At 27.7% G+C, this 25,482-nt stretch carries 17 protein-coding genes; 15 read left to right on the top strand and 2 right to left on the bottom strand.

All coding sequences use genetic code 11. The features are described 5' to 3' along the window. Positions 1-5 precede the first annotated feature (5 nt). The 3 genes from BM020_RS02155 to BM020_RS02145 all read left to right on the top strand — a co-directional run bounded on the left by BM020_RS02155 (position 6) and on the right by BM020_RS02145 (position 2,614). Positions 6-1,031: a FecCD family ABC transporter permease gene (locus tag BM020_RS02155; RefSeq protein ID WP_067145110.1), complete on the top strand. Its 1,026-nt coding sequence runs from the start codon at positions 6-8 to the stop codon at positions 1,029-1,031. Positions 1,032-1,059: 28 nt separating this feature from the next. After that, a complete protein-coding gene (locus tag BM020_RS02150; protein WP_067145113.1) occupies positions 1,060-1,890 on the top strand; it encodes an ABC transporter ATP-binding protein in 831 nt (276 codons plus the stop codon). 151 nt (positions 1,891-2,041) lie between these two features. After that, complete coding sequence (locus tag BM020_RS02145) at positions 2,042-2,614, top strand: FmdE family protein (protein ID WP_067145115.1); 573 nt, start codon at positions 2,042-2,044, stop codon at positions 2,612-2,614. 570 nt (positions 2,615-3,184) lie between these two features. Here BM020_RS02145 and BM020_RS02140 read toward each other — a convergent pair. Both BM020_RS02140 and BM020_RS02135 read right to left on the bottom strand, forming a co-directional pair. Continuing rightward, positions 3,185-7,702 carry a right-handed parallel beta-helix repeat-containing protein gene (locus BM020_RS02140; RefSeq protein ID WP_074798023.1) on the bottom strand — a complete coding sequence of 1,506 codons (4,518 nt, stop codon included), beginning with the start codon at positions 7,700-7,702 and terminating at the stop codon, positions 3,185-3,187. Between the two features lie 496 nt (positions 7,703-8,198). Continuing rightward, positions 8,199-10,289, bottom strand: coding sequence for an Ig-like domain-containing protein (locus BM020_RS02135; RefSeq protein ID WP_067145120.1), 2,091 nt, complete (start codon positions 10,287-10,289; stop codon positions 8,199-8,201). A 992-nt stretch (positions 10,290-11,281) separates the two neighbouring features. Here BM020_RS02135 and BM020_RS02130 point away from each other — a divergent pair. The 12 genes from BM020_RS02130 to fwdF all read left to right on the top strand — a co-directional run bounded on the left by BM020_RS02130 (position 11,282) and on the right by fwdF (position 25,482). Beyond that, on the top strand, positions 11,282-13,405 hold the full coding sequence (locus BM020_RS02130; RefSeq protein ID WP_074798021.1) for a right-handed parallel beta-helix repeat-containing protein: 2,124 nt from the start codon (positions 11,282-11,284) through the stop codon (positions 13,403-13,405). 238 nt (positions 13,406-13,643) lie between these two features. Next, entirely contained in the window at positions 13,644-14,327 is a 684-nt protein-coding gene (locus BM020_RS02125; protein ID WP_067145124.1) for a hypothetical protein, read from the top strand. 49 nt (positions 14,328-14,376) lie between these two features. Then, positions 14,377-15,018: a MotA/TolQ/ExbB proton channel family protein gene (locus BM020_RS02120; RefSeq protein WP_067145126.1), complete on the top strand. Its 642-nt coding sequence runs from the start codon at positions 14,377-14,379 to the stop codon at positions 15,016-15,018. 29 nt (positions 15,019-15,047) lie between these two features. Continuing rightward, positions 15,048-15,365, top strand: coding sequence for a DUF2149 domain-containing protein (locus tag BM020_RS02115; RefSeq protein ID WP_067145128.1), 318 nt, complete (start codon positions 15,048-15,050; stop codon positions 15,363-15,365). Positions 15,366-16,209: 844 nt separating this feature from the next. Next, a complete protein-coding gene (locus BM020_RS02110; RefSeq protein ID WP_067145130.1) occupies positions 16,210-17,034 on the top strand; it encodes a formate/nitrite transporter family protein in 825 nt (274 codons plus the stop codon). Positions 17,035-17,644: 610 nt separating this feature from the next. Beyond that, on the top strand, positions 17,645-19,696 hold the full coding sequence (fdhF, locus tag BM020_RS02105; protein WP_067145132.1) for a formate dehydrogenase subunit alpha: 2,052 nt from the start codon (positions 17,645-17,647) through the stop codon (positions 19,694-19,696). A gap of 21 nt (positions 19,697-19,717) precedes the next feature. Then, the gene (locus BM020_RS02100; RefSeq protein ID WP_067145134.1) at positions 19,718-20,926 is read left to right on the top strand and encodes a Coenzyme F420 hydrogenase/dehydrogenase, beta subunit C-terminal domain; all 1,209 of its coding nucleotides are present in this window, start codon (positions 19,718-19,720) and stop codon (positions 20,924-20,926) included. Between the two features lie 563 nt (positions 20,927-21,489). Then, positions 21,490-22,197: a molybdopterin-guanine dinucleotide biosynthesis protein B gene (mobB, locus tag BM020_RS02095; RefSeq protein WP_074798019.1), complete on the top strand. Its 708-nt coding sequence runs from the start codon at positions 21,490-21,492 to the stop codon at positions 22,195-22,197. 15 nt (positions 22,198-22,212) lie between these two features. Continuing rightward, the gene (locus tag BM020_RS02090) at positions 22,213-22,464 is read left to right on the top strand and encodes a hypothetical protein (protein WP_074798017.1); all 252 of its coding nucleotides are present in this window, start codon (positions 22,213-22,215) and stop codon (positions 22,462-22,464) included. 83 nt (positions 22,465-22,547) lie between these two features. Next, positions 22,548-23,483: a GTP 3',8-cyclase MoaA gene (gene moaA, locus BM020_RS02085; protein ID WP_074798015.1), complete on the top strand. Its 936-nt coding sequence runs from the start codon at positions 22,548-22,550 to the stop codon at positions 23,481-23,483. 444 nt (positions 23,484-23,927) lie between these two features. After that, positions 23,928-24,395 (top strand): helix-turn-helix domain-containing protein, encoded by a 468-nt coding sequence (locus BM020_RS02080; RefSeq protein ID WP_067145143.1) that lies wholly within the window; start codon positions 23,928-23,930, stop codon positions 24,393-24,395. Next, the gene (fwdF, locus tag BM020_RS02075; RefSeq protein WP_067145145.1) at positions 24,379-25,482 is read left to right on the top strand and encodes a tungsten-dependent formylmethanofuran dehydrogenase subunit FwdF; all 1,104 of its coding nucleotides are present in this window, start codon (positions 24,379-24,381) and stop codon (positions 25,480-25,482) included. The genes BM020_RS02080 and fwdF overlap by 17 nt, the downstream gene beginning before the upstream one ends.

Below are 25,482 nucleotides of genomic sequence, written 5' to 3'. Positions count from 1 at the left end.
TATTGATGAGTGAGAATTCTTCTTTAAATATCGATAATTTAATTATTTACTTATTATTAATTGCACTACCTGTGTTTTTATTCTTTGTATCATTTATGTTAGGTAGATATCCAGTGGCTCCTATAGATGTTATAAAGACTATTCTTAGCCCAATATTTCCATCTTTAGCTGTATCTCCCCAGTTAAATTCTATAGTTTTTACTATTAGATTGCCTCGTATTATTGCAGCTTTACTTGTTGGTGCTTGTCTATCTTTAGCAGGAGCTTCATTTCAAGGAATATTTAAAAACCCTTTAGTATCTCCTGATTTATTAGGTGTATCTGCAGGAGCTGGTTTTGGTGCAGCTATTGCTATTTTAGCAAATGCTGGAAATGCATTGATTCAATTATCTGCATTTATATTTGGTATTGTATCTGTGTCAATCACCTATATAATTTCTAAATCATATAAGGCTGGAGGAATTCTTCTTCTTGTACTTTCAGGTACTGCAGTTTCTGCATTCTTTAATGCTTTAATTTCAGGAACTAAATTTATGGCAGACCCTTATGATAAATTACCTCAAATTACCTATTGGTTAATGGGCAGTTTATCTGCAGTTAATTTTAATAAATTATCTATGATTATCATTCCTTTACTTATTGGTGTAACTGTAATAATGATTTTAAGATGGCATTTAAATGTTTTATCTATGGGTGATGAAGAAGCCCAATCTTTAGGATTGGATCCTGGAAAATTAAGGTTGATTGTTATTGTAGCCTGTACTTTAGTAACATCTGCAGCAGTTTCTATAAGTGGAATTATTGGTTGGATTGGGCTTGTTGTACCTCATATGACTCGTATTATCGTAGGTCCCAATCATAAGATTCTCCTACCTGCTTCTTTAAGTATTGGTGCAAGTTTCTTATTATTAATTGATAATATTTCAAGAACTTTTATCTCAATTGAAATTCCTATAGGTATATTAACTGCAATAATCGGTGTTCCAATATTCCTTTACTTACTTAGAAGAGGTTATTCTGAGTGGAATTAGTTTTATATAGATTTAATGTGGTGTTTTTATGGCAAAGTTAGTTGAAGTTAAGGAAGTTTCATTTTCTTATGAAAAAAACTCTCCAATAGTATTTGAAGATATTAATTTTTCAATAGAAAAGGGGGATGTTTTATGTATTTTAGGGCCAAATGGAACAGGTAAAACTACATTAATTAAAACTTTAAATGGCCTGCATAAAGTTAATTCAGGGCTTGTTTTATTAAATGGGGAAGATATTAATAATTTATCATTTAATGATATTGCAAAGCTAGTAGGTTATATTCCTCAAGGCCATATCCCTTCATTTCCATTTACTGTATTTGATGTTGTTTTAATGGGAAGGGCTCCCTATGTTAATTTAACCTCATCTCCCAGAGAGGAAGATAAGGAAATAGCTATTAATGCACTTAAAACTCTCGGAATCGAGGATTTAAAAGATAAAACCTATACTAATTTAAGTGGGGGAGAGCACCAATTAGTATTTTTAGCAAGAGTTTTAGCTCAAGAACCAGATTTGCTTATATTGGATGAACCTACAAATCACTTAGACTTTGGTAATCAGATTAAACTTCTTGAAATTATTGAACAACTATCCAATCTTGGTCTTGCAGTTATAATGTCTTCCCATTATCCAGATCATGCATTTTTAGCAGCTAATAAAGTAGCTATTATGAAAGATAAATCATTCATTGATTTTGGAAGTCCTGAAGATGTTTTAACTGAAGAAAATTTAAATAAAGCTTATGGAATTGATGTAAATCTCATTGAATTAGAAAATAATAGGAAGATATGTGTTCCCTTAAAAACTGATTTAGAATTAGTTATGACTAATTATTCAAAGAAATATTCAAAAGATTAAGATTAAAGATATTAATTAAAAGAGATTAAAAATTAATTAAAAAATTTTATTTATTACTTTAATTAGATTATTATTAAAGTTATTTTAAAAAGTTAAATGATTAAAATATTTATTTAAATAAAACTGAATTTTATATTTATGAGGTGTAAAAATGGTAAGTGTAGAAGATTATGAGGAACAATTAGCTAAAGCTGGTGAATTTCATGGGGAAATATGTGGTGGAATAGCTATTGGTACTAAACTTGCAATGTATGGTATGGAATTAATGGGATTTGAATTAAACAAACGTCATAAAAATCTTATTGTATTTTTAGAAATTGATAGATGTATGTCTGATGCAGTTCAATCTGTTACTAAATGTTCTATGGGTAAAAGATCATTGAAACAAATGTACTACGGTAAATTTGCAGTAACTTTCTATAATATGGAAACTGGTGAAGCTATTAGAGTATCTGATGCAGATGCTAATAAACAGGAAGAAATTAGAGAAACTAGGGATGAAATGATTGAAAGATTTAAAAGAACTCCTGCTGAAGAGCTATTCAATACAGAAAAAGTTCGTATTGATTTAAAACCTTCTCAGATGCCTGGTAAGCCTCATACAAGTGTTTTCTGTTCAGTTTGTGGTGAAAAAGTTACTGATGGCCGACATCTAAATCGTGGTGGAAAACCAGTATGTGTATCATGTGCAGAAGGAGCATATTACGAGATAATTGATGAATAAGCAAATCAAACTTTTAAAAAAAGACCAATCAAAGTATTTCCAAACTTTTAAAAAAGGCTAATCAAAGTATTTCCAAACTTTTAAAAAAGGCTAATCAAAGTATTTCCAAACTTTTAAAAAACTTGGATTAAAATTTTATTCAAGTTTTTCTTATAAAGTTTTAGTTAAACTATTTTTTCTATTTTTTCTTTTTAACTATTTTATACTTAATAAATCTATTTTTCATTATAAATTCAATAAGCTTTAAATTAAAAATAAGTAAATTTATCTGATAGTTTTATAATTTTCATTTAATTTAATTGTGAAATAAATTAAAATAATTAAGATTAATATAAAACTTGATTATTAAGCATAAGCTAATCTATATCTATACAATAGACTAATATTCAATATTTATCATACAAGTGATTTTATAAAAAAAGAAAAATAAAATAAGTAAAAACTTATTCTATTTAAATATTTTTTTAAAGTATTTATTTAAATATTTTTTTAAAGTATTTATTTAAATATTTTTTTAAATATTTTTTTTAAAGTATTAATTTAAATTTTTTAAATATTTTATTTAAGATTTTAAGTTGGTATTTCACTTTCTGGGACATTATATGCATAAACAACAGAATATATTCTATCTACTACATTAATTAAAGAACCTACAGAAATTTCAATAGTATTATTGTTTTCATTATAATTATCTTTATTAAAACTAAAAGTTCCAGTTCCATTGATTATGTTAAAGTGAACTTCTGTTTGCATGTCAGTATTTCTATTTAATGTAGCATAGATATCAAAACTAGCAAGGTTAGTAGCTAATTCTCCATCTTTATAGAAATTGATTTTATAAGTTCCTGGATTTTCTGTTTCAAGTGTTTCAAATTTTATCTCACTTGTTTTAATTCTTGGACACATTGTTCCAACACCAACGATTCCAGTTTCATAATCCCAAGTGATAAGACTATTTGTACCATACCAATTAGGACCAATTTTTAATCTTAAACTTTCATTCCATTGTCCTGGCCCGTAAATTCCTTCAGGATTAGCACTCATTTCACCAAGAATCATCATACTTGGACCTTCTGCATTTCTATAAATTGCATTGTCAGTTACAATTGGTTCTACACAATCTTCTGCAAGGTCATAAGCTGCATTAAATCTTATTCCTTCAAGAGAGTTATCTGCAATTAAATTGCTTCTAATTACAATTCCAGTACTATTATTAGAATCAACAGATATTCCCATATAGTTATTACTAATGTTATTTTCTTTTATGGTAATATTTACTGCGGAATTATTAAGGAATAGTCCATAACCTCTTGGGCCTTCTGGAACTTCCTCTGTATACCATCCAATATTATCAATAATAGTATTGTTTATAATTTCAGTATTACTGCTTCCAAATCCATACTTGATACCATAATTATTTAATCTAATTTCATTTTCTTTAATAGATAAATTCTTAGAGTATTCGTTATATATTCCACTTTCAAAGGAATTAACAATGTTTTTATTTATATTAACATTCTTAGTATTTAATATTTTTATTCCAATTCCAGGTAATACAGTGCTTCCGTTATTGTAATCATTGATTTTATTTGGATTTAATCTATTAATAATGCTGTTATTTAATATATTTACATTATTAGAGTTATTTATTAGAATTCCATCAGATTCTCCATTAATTGAATTAGCAATAATTAAAAAATTAGATATATTTACATTATTTGAATTTATATTAAGCACAGGCCTTTTTGATAATCCATTTAATGTAGTTCCAACATTAGAAATCAGACTTATTTCTTTGTTAATTTTTAAGTTAATATTACTGTATGTTTTTCCTAAAAATTCAACTGTATTTCCATTAGGGCAACTGGCAATGATCTTTTGGATTTCACTATTTTGAAGGTTTTTATCTATAAAACTTATATTTGATCCTTCTTTAATTGTTATGGAATTAGTTTTGCTTATAGCTTTATTTTTAACATCCCCTAAGAATTTACTTACTAATTTGTAAGTTCCAGGGTTTTTAATATTAATATTAAGTTTTGCAGTACCATTTGAATCGGTAATTTTATTATAAGTATTCCCATTTATTGTAAAGATTATCTTTCCATTGCTTAATGCCTTCCCATTGTAATCCCTTAAATAAATGGAGTATTCATCTCTAGAATTATTTGAAAAGGTTCTATCGAAGCTTATTAATTTTGGAATTCCTTTTTCTATTGTGATTTTATTTGTTTTTGTAGCTGATTTATATTTATTTGTTCCAGGGGAATAAATTTTTAGAGTATAAACTTTATCAGTAGTTAAGTCAATTTTTATTTTAGCTATTCCTTTACTATTTGTTTTAACAGTTGAAGTTTTTGAATCAAGAGTAAATTTAACTTTTTTATTAGCTATTGATTTATCATTCTCATCTTTTAAGCTAATACTGTAATAAGCTCCTGCTTTTGGGAGATATTTTTTATCAGAACTTCTTATCCGCTGCTTTAAACTAGTAATTACAATCTTAGTTGTTTTTGCCTTAGCAGTATACTGTGTAGTTTTTGGAGATTTTATAGTTACTTTATAAGTTTTCCTCTTAGATAGTTTAATTTTAATTTTAACTATTCCATTCTTATTTGTTTTCTTTTTATAAGTTTTGGTTCCTATTTTTACAGTTATTTTTTTATTAGCTATTACAATATTATTTTGATCTTTTAAGCTGATGCTGTAATAATTCACTGTATTTGGAGCAAATCTTTTATTATAACATGTAATTTTTTGTTTTAATGATTTTATTGTGATTTTGCTTGTTTTTCTAATTGCCCTATATTTTTTTGTTGCTGATGATTTTACAGTAATTTTATATGTTTTTTTCTTAGATAATTTAATTTTTATTTTAGCTATTCCTTTACTATTTGTTTTAACGGTGTATGTTTTTTTGTTAATTATAAATTTCACATATTTATTTGCAATTACTTTATTATTTCCATCCTTTAAAGTAATGCTATAATAATTAGATTTATTTGGTGCAAATGCTTTATTTGAACTTATTATTTTTTGGCTAGTTTTTTTAACCACTATCTTTGCCTTTGCACTAGTTTTATTATATTCTTCATCACCATCGAAACTAACAGTGATAGTATAAGTTTTTTCACTAGATAGCTTGATTTTTAATTTAACTTTTCCATTTGCATCTGTGGTTTTTATATATGTTTTACCATCTAGATTTAATTTAATAGTTTTTTTAGCTAAAGGAATTCCATAATTATCCTTTAGTATAGCTTCAAATGATGCTCCAGATTGTGGATAGGTATTCATATTGGAAATACTTATTTTTGTTGCAATGATATCTTCGGGAATTTGTGAATCCGGTATATTATAAGTTTTGTAAAGTTTCTCTCTAACTGTATAATCTTCATAAAGCCCGGGGAATACTGCAAGCAATTGATTTCCACTTTTTAAATAATCTTTTTCACTAAAACTAACTGTTGCAGTACCATTTTTCATTAAAACCTTTTTATAAACATCACCATATTGAGGTTCACTAGCTTTATTATTTTTATTTAGGTAAAATATTACATAAATTGAACTAAAGTCTTTAGCTATATTTCCATTTTTATCTACAATGGATATTTGATAAGTTCCTTTTTTAACCTGACTTATTTCACTGATTTTTAATTTATAATTACCTTCACTCCAAGCTGTATTTGGTGCTTTATAGAGAGTAGCTCCACAAATCATCTCATCTTCAAAGAATGCATATCCTAAATATACAACACTTTTATCTAGGGTGTAATTTCCATTTCCTTCACCTACATAAATAAAACTATCGTTTTCACTATTGTAGCTAAATTCTCCACCATCAAATGGTTTATAGTCTAAATGGTATATGGTTCTTTCACTGTGCCCTAAAAAATAGTTGTTATTTACGATTTCTAATTTTTCAGCTCCAGCTTTTGCATCCATATTTCTTACACGATAATCGTTTAAAACTCCATATTGTCCATTTTGCTTAAAGAAATTACCTTTTATTTCAATTTTTGTAATATTACAGTTAATATAAACTCCTGCACCACTTCCATTTTTTTGATTGTATGCAATAAAATTATTTATTATGTAAATGTAGTTAGCTGAAATTGCACTTATTCCAAATCCTTTATTATAAGTAATATTGTTTGTATCAATTGTAGTATTCTGGTTATTATTAGCTATATAAACTCCATATAAATTATTATTTCTAATGTTATTGTTTTTTATAGTGGTTTTTGTAGAATTAATTAAGTTTATTCCAATATTTGATTCTTTTATAAGGGAATCACTAATTTTGATATTTTGAGCATTTTCTATTCTTATTCCATCTCCTAATGTAGTTTTATTTATTGTACAATTAATAATTTCAACATTACTTGATCCTTTTATATAAATTCCATAATCATCATTGTTTTCTAGTGCATTGTTTAATACAAACCCTTTTAATACAGTTCCACTTGCTTCTGGGCTTATGTAAAATATTCCATATGCACCAGACCCACTAGTATTTGATGGGCATGGACTCATCACTGTTCCAACTTCACTTATAATTGTTAGTTTTTTATTAACTATAAAATGGCAATGAACATAGTCCTTTCCTGTGATGATAATAGTATCTCCTGCTTTTGCACTATCTATTGCATTTTGGATGGTGGGATTATTCATTTGATTGTGTGCTGTTCCATCTATTATTATGGTGGATTGTAAAGAATTTACATCTAAATTAGAACTTTTTAAGTTTTTCTCTTCAGTTTTAGCAATTTCTGTATCATCAGTTAATTCTTTATTTTCATCTAGAACTCTATTATTGTCTAAACTTAGAGTATTTTCACTATTATGTTTTTCATTATTATAATTTCCATTATTTGAGTTTAATACAATATTTGACTTTTCATTTATATTCTCTTGAATGTTATTATTTTGATTATCGGAATTTGCATCATTACTGACTGCTAATTCATTATAATTTTGATTTTTTTCAATGTTAATTTCTCCTATATCTTCTGCTATAACTGCTTGTATATTAAATATTACTAATATTAGAAGAAAAGAAATTAATATAATGCTTTTATCTTTCATTTTAGTCCCTACTTTTTAAAATAATAAAATTTAATAGTTTTATGATTTTTAATTTTTTTCATTTTATATCTTTGTTTTTTTCTCTTAAAATAAATATTTTCATTTATATTTATTATCAATATGTAAATGTATTTATATCATTATATTTATTTTTTATTAAAGATTTTCTTATATTAAAAGATTTTCTTATATTAAAAGGTTTTCTTATATTAAAAGATTTTCTTAATTATTTAACTTTTTTAAGTTTTTTTTTTTTAATTATGGTTTAATGAATTAGTAGTATTGGTAAAAATAGTTAATAGTCTATGATTTTAATTGATTCATTATAAAAATAGTTAAGAGTTTATGATTTTAATTAATATATTTGAAAAATAGTCTAAGTAATGTATATGGGGTTTGTTTTATGGGATAATAAAAATAGTTAAAATTAGTGTTTTAAAAGAATAAAAACTAGTTATTTGAGTATAATACTCAAAAAACTAGTGTAATATTTTGTTTATTTTTTTATTGTGATTTTTGCTTTTTTGCTAATAGCTTTGTAAGTATTGTCTCCTGCGAATTTTGCAGTTATTGTGTATTTACCTTTTTTGGTAAGTTTGACTTTTACAGTAGCTATACCTTTAGCATTGGTTTTTGCAGTGTAGGTTTTACCCTTTACTTTAAAGGTAATCTTTTTAGCTTTAATAGCTTTACCGCTAGCATCTTTAAGGGTGAAGGATACTTTTTTAGTAGCTTTCGCTTTAAAGGTTTTAGCTTTAAATACAGCCTTAGTAGCTTGAGCATTTACTTTAATGTTTTTAACTGCTACAACTGCATTATTATTATCATTTCCAAGGTAAGAAATGGTAATTGGGTAGTTACCTTTAGTTGCAAGATTTATATTAATTTTTGCAATACCTCTTTCATAGGTTTTTACATTAGTGCTTTTACCGTTGAAGATAAATGTTACAGTTTGTCCTACTAAAGCTTTTCCAGTAGAGTCTTTTAAAGTTACAGTGTAGTATTTTCCTATCTTTGCAGTAGTGGTCATAGCACTAGCAGTAATAGTAGGAGTAGTTTTAGTTACAGTAGCAACAAAGTTAATACTAGTTTCTGTAGGTTTAAGTTTTTCATCTCCAGCAAATGCAAGAGCAACTATGCCATCTTCAGTTACATCAATAGTTAAAAGACCATCAGCATCAGTTTCAGCAGTTTTTATTGCTCCACCATTAATAGAGTAAGAAATTTCTTTTCCAGCTTGAGCTTCACCATTTACATCTACTAATTGAATAGTGACTTTTTTAGTAGCAGTTGAAATCTCTTTAATGTTTATAGAAGTAGCAACACTGTCTGCTGCAGGAATTACAGGGTCAGATTCACTACCCCAGTCTGCATACCATACGGTTAAAGGAGTTACACCAGCTACAATATTGTTTCCACTAATGTTAATTGGTGCATATGGGTTTAATTCTCCTTTATTAGTTAAAATATAGATAAAAGTAATTGATTCAGCATTAGCACCAGCTGCTACAGTTAAAGTATTTCCAGTAATATTTATATCACCGATGGAACTTGGGTATCCATGTGCGGTGTTACCGGATTCTGCTTTAAGGAAAATAGATCCTTCACCTGCTTCAATTGTATTGTCTGCTACAATGTATCCATTTGCAGCTTTTTGTGTACTGAGCACTGGTAAATTCTTAAATATTATATTTCCATTTTCATCTTTACAGTATCCGCATCTTGTGAAAGTGTTGTTTGCAATTACACATCCTTGAGTGGAAGCTCCACCGAAGTAAATTGCATAACAGTTTTCAATAAAGGTATTGTCAGTTATTATATTATTACCTGAGTTACTTGCAATGGAAATACCATCAAGAACTTGTCCGTCAAATGTACAACCAGTTATGGTAATATCATGAGATCCCATAAGGTTAATTGCCTTGGTACCAGATTCTTTAGTTCCGCCATTAGTAACTTTTGTGGAAGAACCATTGAAGTAAGAATTTTTAATAGTACAGAATGATGCTCCTCTACCATAAACACCACTACTCCAATCAATGAATTTACAATTGTCTACAGTTCCATTCTCAATAGCTAATTGGATAGCATAACCTGAAATAGTTTCACCATATTGTTTAGGGCCATCAGTGTTTTTGAAAGTAATTCCTTTAAATTCAGTTCCTGCTACATTTGCAATGAAAAGTGCTCCAACGCCTCCTTGAGCAGCACCACTTGCTTTTATAGTAACATTATTACCTTTTATAATGAGTTTTTTAGTTAAGTTGAAAACTTGATTTTCAACATTATAAACTTGGTTTTCACCTAAGTCAACTTCTCCTCCATCTTCAGCATTATCTATTTTATCCTGGATATCTGTTCCATTTTTATCTGTACCTTCTGCTAAAATAGGATTATCTGCAGATTCTTCCACAGCTTCATCTACTCCAGTATCAGCTACAGTTTCATCTGCTCCAGCATTAGCTATGGTTTCATCTGCTCCAGCATCAGCTACAATAGCTTCATCTGTTGCTTCTGCAGATACTGCAGAAACAGAAATCGCAACTAATAACACTAAGAAGAGAGGTAAAATTATCTTTTTATTCATATTTTTTCTCCTTAATTTTCCCCAGATTTTTTTTTAAAAAATCTATTTTTTTTTAAATTCTAATTTAAAATATTTTAAATTAAGATATTTTTTAAAAAGAATTAACAATAAAAATTTTAAATATTTAATTTCTAAAGATTCAAAACTTTTAATAATTAAAAAATTTTAAAAATATACAATTTACACTAATATTAATCTTATTTCACTTTTTTAACTAAACCTTAAAAAACCTTAAAATTCAGCATTTTTTTCATTTACAAAATTTTTTATATTAAAAATTTTTTTAATGTTTTAATGAGAATTTTTTTAAATAAAATTTTTTCATATTAGTATTTATATTTATTTTCGATATGTAATATAAAGTTTATCGTTTATTTTTTTCATTTGATATATTAAATATTTTACTTATTATTTATTAAAATGCTATTTATTTTATTAAATCAATTATTATTTTCATTGTTTTACTATTTAAAAGATTTATATTAATTTTTGATTCTTTATCTAAAATTAAACTAATTGAAATCTATTTTCCCATTGATTTATTTTTAAAATAATTTTTTAATTTTTTTTAATTTAATTTAATAATTTTCGTATATTTATAGAAGTTTATATACATCATATACATTCGTATATATTATTTTTTTTAAAAATCACTGTCAAGCAGTTTTTAGAAACTTATTTATATTTTAAATAATAAACTACAGTTCACAATAACTTTATATTTAGAAAAAAATATCTTTTTAAAAATTATTAAATTAAGGTATTTTATTAAATAAGATTATATTTTTAGTTCTTTTAAATTATTTTTAAATAATTTTATTTATTTTAGAAAATAAACATTAATGATTATTAAAAATATTAAAAATTTAAAGATATTCTTCTTATTTTTAAGTGATATGAAGATTAATTAATGTATTAGGCTGTTAAAATTTTAAAAAGTTAATCCATATTCTATTTCTTGGGGAGGTGAATCTATTAAAAAGAGAATATTAATGATTTTAATATTCTTAATATTCTTCACAAGTCTTGGATCTGTAGTTGCAACATCTGATAATAATTTGTCTGATGCATCTTTTGACATTTCCTCAGATTTCTCATCAGATACTTCCTCAGATATTTTATTAGATAGCTCTGAAGATTTAAAAAGTTCTAGTTTAAATGAAGATTTAAAAAGTTCTAGTTTAAATGAAGATTTAAATTCTAATGAAGATTCTATTAATTCTAAAGAGGATTTAATCAATTTAAATGATTCTATTGATAAACAAGAAAGTTCTAATGGTTTAGATAATTCATTATATGATTCTAATATCGAAGATTCAGACTTATCTGAAAATGATGATTCAAGTAATGCGGTTTTATCTAAAAATATCTTATCTTCTAGTTTAACTGATGATGATTCAACTATAGCCAATTTTAATAATGTAATTTTAACTAAATCGCAAAGTTCTACCTCTTCTTTATTATCAAGTCCTCAAACTATTATAATTAAAGATGCAAGTTACTATAGTGGTTCTATTAATGAATATATTCAAAAAATTATTGATGGTGCTGTAGCTGGAAGCACAATTCAGTTTACAGCTTCCTCATATGATAATATTTATCTAAAAATTTCTAAACCTTTAAATATTATAAGTAAATCTGGTACAACAATAAATAATATCTTTGATATTCCACTATTTACTATATTACAAGGAGGGTCTAGAACTAATATAAGTGGCTTTAGGGTTAATTCAGTTGGTTTTTTTGTAGATGCAAGGGGTGTTTCTTCTATTACAATATCTGGAAATAAAATATCTACAAAAAGGAATGCAATAATTTTTAATGAAGTTTACGATTCTTTTATAAAAAATAATGTCTTTTCAAGTTTTAAAATTGCAATAGATATTTCTAAATCTGGAGGAATTACTATTTCTAAAAATAATATAAGTCCAAAGGATGGAGGTAATATTGGAATTAATTTAAAGGAGATTAGTAGCAAAAAAGGAATCAGTATACTTAATAATAATATGATTGCTAATGATAGACGTAAAGAAGCTACTGGAATATATTTCGGTAAAAATGCTTGTAATGTATTAGTAAAAGAGAATATAATAAGAAAATGGTACACTGCTATTGATTTTCCTTATTCTGTTAATAATGTAACTATAATAAATAACACTATTTATGATAATGGAGATGGCGTAATTATAAAGGGCTGGATTAATAATTTTACCTTTAATAAGAATCTCGTAACTGGCAATGCTAGAGTGGGAGTTTTATTTGATTATGATTTCCTAGGGACAAAAGGTAATTTTAATTTAGAAAATAACTTCTTCTCATATAATGGGGTATTGGACCTTCAAAATAAAGGAGATAAAGCTGTAAGCATTGGTAAGAACTTTGCAAAGAATAAATGTTATAGAGTAGGTATGAAATATGGTTTTAATGTTCGTTCTCGTCAAAGTGGAAGTAAATATTATTTCTCAGTAGTTGATAGGCATGGGAATTCTGTTTCTGGATTACCTAATTTTTCAGCTGTTTTAAATGTAAATGGACGTTCTTACACTGTTAATTTCATTAATTCTGTAGCATTTTTAGATATTGGTTCAAATGGTGCTGGAGGAAAAGGTAGTTCTAGTAGTTCTTTAAATGTAGGTGAAGATAATCGCCAATTCGGCGATTGGGGCCAATTTGAGAATATAGATTCTGAAGAAATGGCTTATTATGAAGAGTTTTATAAAAGTTTATTAAGCCCTATTATGGAATCTGCTAATTCAAACACTGATCAGAATTCAAATCATAGCAGTTATGAAAATGAATCTGGATCTTCTTCAAACTCTAGTTCTGGTTCTAGTTCTGGCTCTGGAGATTCTGGTGTATCTTCAGGTTCAAATTCTATTAATTCCAATGGTGTATTCTCTGGGAGTTCTGGAAGTGTCAGTGCATCTGTTAGTTCTGCTTCAGCTAGCTCTTCACCAAGTCAAGGTTCTAATGCTCCAGAAAGTGCCGCTGCTAAAACTTTATCTGTAGATGATGAGACATTTAGGGTTATTGGTGTTGGCGGATTAGTACTATTGATAATACTTGTTATAGGATTATATTATCGTGAAGATATTATGGAAATGATGAAAGAATAATTTTTATTATTTTTTCATTTTTAATTTTTTTACTATTTTTTATTTTTATTATTTTTTCATTTTTAATTTTTTTACTATTTTTTATTTTAATTAGTTTTTTCATTTCTAATTTTTTTACTATTTTTCACTCTTTTCTACAATTTATTTTAGTCTTTTATTTTTTATCCTAATTTATTCGATATGTTTATATAATCATATTTAAAAATATATTATCAATTAAACTAAAATGTGATATATTATGATGGATTTAATTTTGGAATATTTAATTGTTTTTATTTTATTATTTGTTACTAATATTGCATTTTTACTGAGAAAATCTAATTTTAATGGAAATAAATTTATCCTATTTCTCTTAATTTATGGGGCGATAGTATTTATTTTATCATTGACCTTTTCTTCTTTAAGCTTTGGAGAATATATAATTCCTATCATGCCTTATATACTAGGTTTAATTAGCTTATTAATGCTAGTATTTGCAATTCGCTTTGTTAGCTTTGGAGGGAATTTTAATATCTTAGATGATAAAGTTGTATTTTATGGAACTATTTTATCTTCATTTATATCAATAACTACATTGTCTTTATGTTTAAAATCTGATAACTTAGTTCTAAGTTCACTAGAATTAGCTGTTTTATCTGTCATAGTCATGTTTTTAGTTTATAAAATTTCTAGAATATTCGATAATGCTAAAAGGCCATATTATGCTGTAATTGGAGAATATATGTTTTTAGAATTTATATTTTTGCTTATTTTAGCTTTAACTTTTAGCACTGTTAGAGAATTAGATTATTCAATATTTGAATCTTTTATTATATTAACCCCTACTTATCAGCTGATGTATATGATAATTATCATTCTTATCATTCTTGTTTTAGGTGTTTTATATAGTGATTGGACTTTTAAAAGATTAAAAAGAAAATAATCTTATAAATTTATACTTATATCTTATTTATTTTATTGGTGGGAGAGGAATGATACTTCAAGGTACAGGAATTTTAACTTCATTTATACATATTATTTCAGAAAGTTTACTTGCGCCTGTTGTAATTATTTTAGTTATATTTTTAATTTATGCGATTTTAAGCTTTGGAGGATTTTTAAATGAATGGTTTAGTAAAAAACCATTAAAATCTGCAGGTTTAGAATCATTGTTACAAGATATTTCTATGGCTAATAACCCTGAGGAATTAAGAAATCTTGTTAATTCATCTGGTTTATATGAAGAACAGAAAGATATTCTTGTAAAAATAGCTAATAATTATAATTTAGGTCCGCAAGCAAGAAAAGCATTTGCAAGTAAATTAATTGAAGAAGAAGAAAGTAACTTACTTAAACTTACTTCTAAAACAGATATTTTAGTAAGGTTAGGTCCTATTTTTGGTTTACTTGGTACTTTAATACCATTAGGTCCAGGACTTTCTGCTTTAGGTACTGGTGATATTACTACTTTAGCTGAGTCTTTAACAATTGCTTTTGATACAACCGTTACTGGTTTAACTATTGGAGCATTAGCTTATATTGTTTCTAAATATAGAAAACAATGGTATGAAGGTGACTTAACCACTACTGAAACTGTTGCAGAGGCAATTTTAGAGAAATTAAACGAGTTCTAATTTTTTTTATTTTAATTAATGGTGTAAATATGTTAAGAAAAAGAAAACATTTTGGGGATGATGGTGATGAAGATCCAATGTCAGGGATTTCAAATCTTTCTGATGCAATGTTGGTATTAGCATTAGGATTTTTAATATTTGCTATTATGGCTCTTCAAGTAAATCCTGATATGATGGCTAAAACTCAAGAATCTCAAGCACAGCAGGCAGCTTCTCAAGTAAGTGCTGGAGAGGATTTTAAAAGTAATACAAGTGCAGGCTCTTCTCTTGAACAATCTGGTTATGCTGAAGTGGGGAAAGTTTATAGGGATCCTGATACTGGCAAATTAGTGATGGTTCAAGGTTGACCTATTTTTAATATTTTTTATTTTTATCATTTTTTCTATTTTTTTCATCTATTAGTGATGGTTCAAGTTGACCTATTTTTAATAAATTTTTTATTTTTATCATTTTTTCTATTTTTTTCATCTATTTTTATCATTTTTTATTAATTTTTACTTTCTATTTTTATCATAATTTTTAGCAATTTTTTAATATTTATAATGATTAATCATTATGATTTTATTATTTTTTCTAATAATCTTTCTTAACTATTGATGAATCGTTTTAAAAGTATTCTTCATGTCGGCAGATTTCTCCTTATTTGCTTCTTATTTTACTTATAACTAAATATTTTTCATTTTTTTATAATCATAATTTTTCATTTTCTTATTCTTTATGGTGATAATTCATAAAAATATGCTTTTTTTGGCCTTTTTCACGATATGAATTATAATATATATTGTAGTTTTAGGTATATATTTCAATTTTTATCCTTTATTTGGTTTTATTCTTATATTTTTCTTATTTTTAACATCTATATGTAAATATGTTTATTTCGCAATAAATCTTTAATTTTTCAATATACATTTTTTAATAATGTTTAATGAATAAGAGAAATTAATCAAGATTTACCGTTATATTATCAAACATTATTCATTTTTTTCTATAGTTTTATCGTTATGAAATATATTTATCTTGGAAAAATTGAACTTTTTTAATATATAAATCTTTTCTTTTGTTTGTAATAACAAAAGCTTTTTATAGGTATTATAAATAATTATAATTAGTGCTCTCTTTATGGTGGTTTAGTAAAAACCTTGAGAGTATTAATAAATATATGGGATAATTTAAAAAAAGAGGTTGAGATATATGAGTTCTTTTAAAAGTCCTGCAGATACTTCAAAAGCAATAGCATCTGCAGCTACCGCAAAAGGTGAAATGCCTTTCTTAAAGCTTGCTATTTTAGGTTTCTTAGCAGGTGCTTACATTGCATTTGGTGGTTTACTTGCAGAAGTAGCAAATACTGGTGCTATTGCTGGAGGAGTTCCAGTAGGTATTTCTAAATTATTATTTGGGAGTGTGTTCCCTGTAGGTTTGATTATGGTAGTTATCTGTGGATCTGAATTATTCACTGGTGACGTAATGTTTATGACTATGGGTCTTTTAGATGGTAAAACTGATATCATGGGATTACTCAAAAATTGGGTTGGAAGTTGGGTTTTCAACTTAATTGGTGGTATCTTTGTTGCTTATGTACTTGCTTACGCAACTGGTATTATGGTACCTGATGCATTCTCTGCTGGTGCAATTACCATTGCTAACACCAAATCATTAGGTGGAGCTAGTTTCATAGCAGCTGGAAAATCAACTGCTTCTTTAACTTGGATGCAATGTTTCCTTAGAGGTATCGGTTGTAACTGGTTAGTATGTTTAGCTGTATACTTAGCTAATGCAGCTGATGATGTTGTAGGTAAATTCTTCGGAATTTGGTTCCCAATTATGGCATTTGTATGTATAGGATTTGAGCACAGTGTTGCAAACATGTTCTTTATTCCATTAGGTATCTTCTTAGGTGCTGAAGCAACTTGGGCACAATTCTTTGTAAACAACTTAATACCTGTAACCTTAGGTAACATCGTTGGTGGAGCTATCTTTGTAGCTTGTGCATACTGGTTTGTATACTTACGTGACTAGATGTACTACTAGTTTGAATCTAATATTAAATATTAGTCAAACAGATAGGATTTTTTTATAAAATCATAAGAAGATTGTATTTACTTATTGAGGCAATGGATGAAACCTGATCCTTTCAAATTTCAATAGGTATCTACAATCATTAAATCTATCAATCTTTTGATATGTTAAATTTTAAAAAATATATTAAAGAGAAATTATATTTATATTTATTAATTATATTATTATATTCTAGTTAATTCTAGTTAACTTTAAAATAAATATAATAACTAATTAATGATTTATAATTGATAAATGTTAAAGCCTTTAATGGCTTAATACATTTATTGCAGTAAAAGTGTTAATTAAAGCTTTTACTTTATTACAAATTTCATGATAATATAATATTATATTATAAATGTACTTTGAATAATTATTGCCAATTATCTTTTATTGGATTATAACAATAGACACAATTCACAATATATGACACAATTCACAATAATCCAGAAAGATTTTAAATAATATCTTATTAAAAAGTTTTTCAGTTGTTAGTCAATAATTGATTTTGTCAATATGTGAACTAAAAGAAAAAGAAATAAAACCTTTATTTTATTATGGAGATTATAAAATGGTTGAGATAAAATATGTACCGTCTATTTGTCCTTACTGTGGTACTGGTTGTGGTATCAACTTTGTAGTCAAAGATGGAAAAATTATTGGTGTTGAACCATGGAAAAGACACCCTGTTAATGAAGGAAAAGTATGTCCAAAAGGTAGCTTTGGATACCAATTCATTAACCACCCAGACAGATTAACTACTCCGTTAATCAAAGAAAATGGTGAATTCAGAGAAGCTTCCTGGGATGAAGCTTTAGATTTAGTAGCTAGCACCCTTAAAAAATACGCTGATACTGATCCTAACAAATTAGGATTCTATGCATGTGCTAGATCCCCTAATGAAAACATTTACATAACTCAGAAATTAGCAAGAGCTGGATGTGGTACTCAGAACGTAGACCACTGTGCACGTATCTGTCACGGTCCTACTGTAGCTGGTCTTGCAACTACCTTTGGTTCAGGTGCAAGTACTAACGGTTATGACAGTATTGAAGAAGCTGACTTCATTTTCTGTATTGGTTCTAACAACATGGAAGCACATCCATTATTCGGTCGTAAAATTATTAGAGCTATAAATAACGGTGCTAAATTAGTAGTAGCAGATCCAAGATTCACTCCTACTGCAAAATTAGCTCATGAATACATGCAATTTAAAACTGGTACTGATGTAGCTTTAATGAATGCTATGATTAAAATTATCATTGAAAATGATTTACAAGATGATGAATTCATTGCAAACAGAACCAAAGGTTACGAAGAAATGAAAGAAGTTGCAATGAAATATGACCTTGACAAAGCAGCTGAAATTACTGAAGCTGACCCTGAACAAATTAAACGTGTAGCTATTGAATATGCTAAAGCTGACAAAGCAGCTATTGTATACTCCTTAGGTATTACTGAACACTCTCACGGTGCAGATAATGTAATGTCTACTGCTAATTTAGCAATGTTAACTGGTAACGTAGGTAAAATCGGTGCAGGAGTAAACCCATTAAGAGGACAAAACAACGTACAAGGTGCTTGTGATATGGGTGCATTACCTTCTGACTATGTAGGTTACCAAAAAGTTGTAAACCCTGAAATTACCAAAAAATTCTCTGAAGCTTACCAAATGGACTTACCAACTACTCCTGGTTTAACTTTAGTAGAAATGATGAATGCTGCTCACTCTGGTGACTTAAAAGTATTATATATTCATGGAGAAGACCCTGTTCTCTCTGATGCAGATATTAAACACACCAAAGAAGCAATTGCAAACTTAGAAATGTTAATCGTTCAAGAATTGTTCATGACCGATACTGCTGCTGAAGCAGATGTTATATTACCTGCAGCAGGTTGGGGTGAACAAGAAGGTACCTTCACCAGTGGTGAAAGAAGAGTTCAATGGTTACGTAAAGCTCAAGAACCACCTGAAGGAACTATGCTTGACTGGAAAATCATGGAAGAAGTTGCTGTTAGAATGGGCAGACCAAGAGAATTATTCCACTATGAAAACGCTGCTGAAATTTGGGAAGAAATTAGAGAACTTGCTCCATCTTATTATGGTATTACTCACGAAAGATTACTTGCACCAGAAGGTGTACACTGGCCATGTCTTGACCCAGAAGATCCTTGTGAACCTTTAATGCACAAAGGTAAATTTGCTCACCCAGATGGTTTAGGAGTATTCCAAGCAGTAGAACACAGAGGTCCTGTAGAAGTTCCTGATGAAGAATATCCTTTAATCTTAACTACTACCCGTATCTTGTTCCACTATCACGCTGCAATGACCAGAAGATGTGAAACCTTAGATAACGAGGTACCTACTGGATTCATCGAAATTAACACTGAAGATGCAGCAGAAAGAGGAATTCTTAACAACGAAATGGTAAAAGCTTACTCTAGAAGAGGAGAAATAGAAATTAAAGCACATGTAACTGATGACATTAAGAAAGGTATTGTAAATATTCCTATGCACTTTACTGAATGTGCAGCTAACATGTTAACTAACTCCGATTCTTTCGACCCTAAATGTAAAATGGTTGAATTAAAAGCTTGTGCTATTAACGTAAGTAAATTATAAGGATAAATAGGAGTAGATAATATGGCTGTAAATGTAAATGATATGTTTTATGCATACTCTGCTAATGATGCAATTAAAGAAAAAGGAGAATATGGTGGAGCAGTAACTACCATTATGAAATACCTCTTAGAAGAAGGTATTGTCGATGCAGTTGTTGCTGTAGAAGAATCCTGGGATTTATACGATGCAAAACCTATTCTTATAACTGATCCTAAAGATATTATTAAATCTGCAGGATCCCTTCACTGTGGTACTTTAAACTTAGCAAAATTCGTATCTAAATACTTAGACGGTGCAAGAGATATGAAAATTGCAGTTACTGTAAAACCATGTGACGCAATGACCTTAAAAGAGTTAATGAGGAAAAGAAAAGTTATTGAAGAAAACGTAATCATGATTGGTGTAAACTGTGGAGGAACTATGCCTCCTATACCAACTATGAAAATGATTAGAGATGTTTACGAATTAGACCCTAAAGATGTCATCAAAGAAGAAATTTCCAAAGGAAAACTCATCATGGAAACTGCTGACGGTGAAAAAGCAATCAAAATCGATGACCTTGAAGAAGATGGTATGGGTAGAAGAGAAAACTGTCAAAGATGTACCATGAACATCCCTACTAATGCTGATTTAGCATTAGGTAACTGGGGAGTAATTGGTCCACTTACTGGAAAAGCAACTTTTGTAGAAGTATGTTCTGAAAAAGGTGCAGACATCTTAGAAAAAGTAATTGATGCTGGTTTAATTGCAACTGAAGCACCAATTGAAAAAGGTGTAGAAATTCGTGCCAACATCGACAACATCATGGTAAATCAAGCAATGAAACAAAGAGAAAAAGACTTCGCTGGAACTTCTGGAGATATCTTAGATGTATTTGCAGAATACAAAGAAGAATTTTCTAAATGTATGAAATGTTATGGATGTCGTGAATCATGTCCTCTCTGTTACTGTGATGATTGTTGTCTTGAAACTGAAGGTCCTGAATGGGTACCTGGCGGATACACTCCTGCAGCTCCATTCTTCCACTTAACTCGTATGGTACATATGGTAGATGCATGTACTAACTGTGGTCAATGTTCTGAAGTATGTCCTTCTGAAATCCCAGTTGCTAAAGTATGGGCTACTGTAAACCAAAAAGTAAGAGACATTTTCGGATACTACAGTGGTGTAGACAACGACGAACCATTACCATTCACTGAATTTGGTCCAAAATCTTACAGACAGTACTAATTTTGGATTAAATCAAATGGTTAAAACAATTTAGAATAAATTTTAGTTGTTGTAAAACTTTGTAATGAGTTATTTTTACTTATTATATTTGTTTTACAATTTTCTATTTTTATTCATTTTTTTAATTTAATAATTTTTAAGATAGTCACCTCTTATTCATTTAATTTATATTGAAATCACTATTTTTTAAATTATTTTATTAAATATATTATTAAATATAGCTATTGATTTATTTTTAAATTTAATTTATTTATCTAATCTATTTATGATTTGATTTATCTAATCTATTTTTATGACTATTTTTATTTATGATATTCCATTTCTTAATTAAAAAGTATAAATTTTAGATAGTTCTATATATATTAATTTAGATAAAATCATTCAGATAAAACTATTTAGATAAGCTTATTTAGATAAATTAAATTTAAGAATTAATTATTTAAACAAAATTAAAAAACAAAATTAAGGTAATATTTACTAATAAGTATATTAAGATAAACTTAAATTATTAGAATTTTATTTTCTAAATTTAAGCAAATACTAAATTAGCTTATGGTGTTAAAATGAGAATTATTTCAATTGTAGGTTTAAAAAATACTGGAAAAACTTCACTTACAAGTAAAATTATTAAAGAATTAACTAATAGAGATTTTAAAGTTGCAAGTATAAAACATTCTCACCATCAAATGGAAATGGATCATGAGGGTACTGACACTTATAAACAAATGGAATCTGGTTCTGATTTTGTTGTAGGTGTTGGTGGAAGAACTTATTTTAATATTAATGAAAGACTTGATTTAGAAAGAATTTTATTCTTAATTAAATTAATTGAAAATCCAGATTTTGTGGTTATAGAAGGATTCAAATCTTATCCTTATGCAAAAATAGCTACTTGTGAGGAAGCTGAAGATGAATATACAATATCTACTGTAAATTCATTTGAAATCACTGATGATGAGCTTCTTGATTTAGTTGATTTAATAGAAAAAAGATCATATGATATTTTAGAAACATTATTTGTTGATGAATGTGGTTATAATGATGCAAAGATTATAGGCCAAGCTTTTGCAAATGGAAAATTAGATTACAATCCAGAAACTCAAGCAGAACTTAATTTAGCTATTGATGGTATAAATATAGGATTAAATAAATTTGTAAGTAATTATATTAAACAAGTTATTTTAGGTATTATAAACCCTTTAAAAACAGATGAATATGGGGTAAAAGATTATAATAATATTGATATAACTATAAAAAATAAAAAAGATTAATTTTAGGTGATTTTAATGGTAGATAAGCAAATAGGTAAGCAAATAGGTAAGCAAATAGGTAAGCAAATAGGTAAGCAAACAGATAATAAAAATGATAATTTCAAAAAATATGTTTCATTAAGTATTGATGGTATTGATATTGAATTAAATGCATTTTCAGATGAATTTATTAAAGAAACTATTGTCGGAATGTTAAAAGCTATTAAAACTTCTAAATATGGAGTAAAAGATTTTAAAAATATTAAAATAACTATTGATAATGATTAATCTAAATATGTTAAATTTAAAAATATTAAAATAACTATTGATAATGATTAATCTAAATATGTTAAATTATTAGGAGCTATTTTATGAAAGATAAAGTAAGAGACGATTATGAAAGACCTGTCATTTCACTTAGAATCTCTGTAACTAATCGTTGTAATGTAAATTGTATTTATTGCCACCATGATGGAATGTTAGATTCATCTTCTGAAATGACTCCTGATGAAATTTATGAAATTTGTAGGATTGCTAAAAAATTAGGTGTTGAGAAAATACGTTTGTCTGGTGGGGAACCATTAGTCAGAGGAGATATTGTAGAAATTGTTGAGAAGGTTAATTCACTTGACTTTAAAGATATTTCAATTACTACTAATGGAATTTTCTTAGAGAAATATGCACAAGACCTTGTCGATGCAGGATTAGACAGAGTTAATGTAAGCTTAGATACACTTAACCCTGATACCTATAAAAGGATTGTAGGGAAATCTCTTTTAGAGAAAGTAAAGTCTGGAATTATCAAATCCTGTGAAGTTGGCATGTATCCAGTTAAGGTAAATATGGTAGTTATGAATAATATCAATAATGATGAGATTATGGACATGTTTGAATTTACTAAAGAACATGGTGTAATTCTACAACTAATTGAAATTATTGAATCTGAAAGTTGTGATGATAATGATTTCAACTTGAAGTATCACTATAAGCTTGATGAGTTTGAAAAGTATCTTGCAGAGATTGCTGATGAGATAAAGGTAAGGGAATTTATGCAGGATCGTAAGAAATATTTTATCGATGGTGGAGAAATAGAAGTTGTTCACCCTGTAGACAATACTAATTTTTGTAAAAATTGTACAAGATTAAGAATCACTCCTGAAGGTAAAATAAAGCCATGTTTACTTAGAAATGATAATCTTGTAGATCTTCTGGGATATATTAGAGATGCTGCCTCAGATGAGGATCTTATAGATATCTTCTTAAAAGGTATTCATAATAGAGAACCCTATTATAAAGAGGATAATTAATTTTTTATTAGTTTTTATTCTCTAAAATTATTATGTGTACTTATTACACCCTACTTATGTGTATTCAGTACACATTTTTTAGTTTAAACTAAATTTTTCTTATTTTTCTAAAAATTCGATAATAATTTCTTTACATATTGGAGATATAATTTTTATATTATTTATAAATGAATTCTTATTTCAATATCTATTATAATTAATTATATTATAAATTATAGCTATCATTTACTTTATTTTTATTGAATATTATTAAATTTATCTAATCTTAACTTTTAATCTCTTATTCTTATTTTTTTATTTATTTAAATTAATATCTATTCTCTAAACTTTTTAAATTTTTGTGTATTTAATACACCATACTATATAAATATTGTGACTTAAGTCTAAGTGAGAGTATTTATAAATAAATATATATTAATATATTTATGTACACATGGTGAATTTATGCCAAAGCATATTGTATCTGGAATAAAATATTTAGAAAGTCTTGAGTTAAGAAAGAGAGGTCTATCTCAAAGAGAAATTTCTCATGAAATCGGTGTAGATAGATCAACTATTTCTCATTACTTAAATGGTAGAAACATATCAATTGATTCTATCGAACTTGCTAAAACTATTTTAGAATTAAGTCCTAAAGATTTTATATTAATTGCAAAGGTTCTATTTGATGATTATGAGGAAATTCGTCAAATTGTAACTATTTTTAATATGAATCATTATGATTGCCAGATTGATGATGGATGTATTGGTTGTGGATTGTGTGTAGATTTGTGTGAAATGAAAACTATTAATTTAGATTCATTAAAAGCAAAAATAAACCCCCGTTATTGTTGTGGCTGTCTTATGTGTGTTGAAGACTGTCCAACAAATTCTATTAAAATTTTGGAGGTAAAAAATGACCAAAAACGTTAAAGAAGTTGAAGGTAATAACTTCAGCATAAAAAGATCAGCAGATGAAGACAGAATTTTGTCATTTAAAGATCACGTTTGTATTGGTTGTGGACTTTGTGAAGCAACTTGTCCAGTAGAAGCTATTGCAATTGATGGAGTAGCTCCTATTGAACGTAAATACTTAGACACTTACTTCAGTGGTCATGAAAAGATTGCTCAAAATTATGCTCTTTTCAGTAATGACAATGAAGGAAAAGCAAAATTAACTATTGCTGAAGATAAATGTGTTCTCTGTGGTATGTGTAGTGGAGTATGTCCAGCAGGTGCATTAAACCTTGATATTGGTGGCCTATCCATTAAAGAAAATAAGGCTTATCCAAGTCTTATCTCTTCAGCAGAAATTGATGAAGACAAATGTTTATTCTGTAAAAAATGTGAAGAAGCTTGTCCAAGAGAATCCATTACTATTAACAGAACTTTACCAAATAGAGCTGACTTAGTAACTGGTGAAATTGACGTAGATGAAGATGAATGTATTTACTGTGGTGCTTGTGCAGAACTATGTCCTGCAGAAGCTATTGTAGTAGACAAAACCATTGGTGAAGAAAGCATTGTTATTGATAAAGAAAAATGTGTATACTGTCTTGTATGTAAAAAAGCATGTCCTGTTAATGCTATTAAAGCAGTATGCAGATCTTGTTCCTATGGTGAGTATGACCTTGACCCAGCTAAAGCAGCTATTACTGGTAATGCAATCATTGATTCTGAAAGCTGTATTAAATGTGGATGGTGTGAAGGAGTCTGTCCTGCAGATGCAGCTAGTGTAAAACAGGCATTTAAAGGTACTCTCGAAGTTGATGTTGAGAAATGTGGTACCTGTGGTGCATGTATAGATGTATGTCCATGTAATGTTTTATCCTTCCCTAAAGCAACTGGTCCTGGAGATAGAGGAACTCAATTAGTTAAAGAGGAAGATTACTGTATCCACTGTGGTGCTTGTGCAAAAGTATGTCCTAATGGGGCTTTAACTGTAACTAGAACTGATATCGATTACACCCCAACTAGTTCTAAATCTTGGATTGCAGCATTTGAAGCTTTAAAAAATTAA

It is taken from the genome of Methanobrevibacter olleyae (genome assembly GCF_900114585.1).
Classification (GTDB): domain Archaea; phylum Methanobacteriota; class Methanobacteria; order Methanobacteriales; family Methanobacteriaceae; genus Methanobrevibacter; species Methanobrevibacter olleyae.
Note: the sequence above shows the minus strand (reverse complement) of the source record. Positions and strands in the feature narration are given on the sequence as shown.